The following is an 874-nucleotide window of genomic DNA, read 5'->3' as shown; positions in this document are numbered from 1 at the left end:
ACGCCGCCCACGCCCAACTAGCCGACACCGACCTCGCCGCCGGCAAGAACGCCACCGCCAGCACCTTCCACGACGTCTACCGCGCCGCCAACGTCACCGACGGCAACCAGGCCACCTACTGGGAATCCGCCGGCAACGCCTTCCCCCAATGGGTCCAGATCGACCTCGGCGCCACCGCGACCGTCAACCGCGCCGTCCTCAAACTGCCCACCGGCTGGCCCTCCCGCACCCAGACCCTGACCGTCCAGGGCAGCACCAACGGCACCACCTTCACCACCCTGCTCGCCTCCGCCACCCACACCTTCAACCCCACCGCCACCCTCACCATCCCCGCCACCACCACCCGATACGTCCGCATCCAGATCACCGCCAACACCGGCTGGCCCGCCGCCCAGCTCGCCGAAGCCGAACTCTGGGGCCCCACCCCCGACACCCCCGGCGACGCCACCAACCTCGCCCTCGGCAAAACCCTCACCGAGTCCTCCCACACCCACACCTACGTCGCCGCCAACGCCAACGACGACACCACCCAGACCTACTGGGAAAGCGCCGCCTACCCCGCCACCCTGACCGCCCCCCTCGGCGCAAACGCCACCCTCACCTCCCTCACCCTCAAACTCAACCCCGACCCCGCCTGGGCCCGCCGCACCCAGACCCTCCAAGTCCTCGGCCGCACCCAGAACGCCACCACCTACACCACCCTCGTCCCCAGCGCCACCTACACCTTCGACCCCGCCACCGGCAACACCGTCACCATCCCGCTCACCGCCACCGCCGCCGACATCCGCCTGCAGTTCACCGCCAACACCGGCGCCCCAGGCGGCCAGGTCGCCGAGTTCCAGATCTTCGGCACCCCCGCGCCCAACCCCGACCT

1 protein-coding gene is annotated in these 874 nt (G+C 70.8%); it reads left to right on the top strand.

Annotation, left to right across the window (positions count from 1 at the left end):
- Positions 1-874, top strand: an 874-nt coding sequence (locus tag ABFX54_RS56660; protein WP_346115621.1) for a discoidin domain-containing protein, incomplete at both ends; no start/stop codon positions are given.

Source organism: Nonomuraea maheshkhaliensis, assembly GCF_039529435.1.
Lineage (GTDB): Bacteria > Actinomycetota > Actinomycetes > Streptosporangiales > Streptosporangiaceae > Nonomuraea > Nonomuraea maheshkhaliensis.
This window is presented reverse-complemented; position numbering and strand designations above follow the sequence as displayed.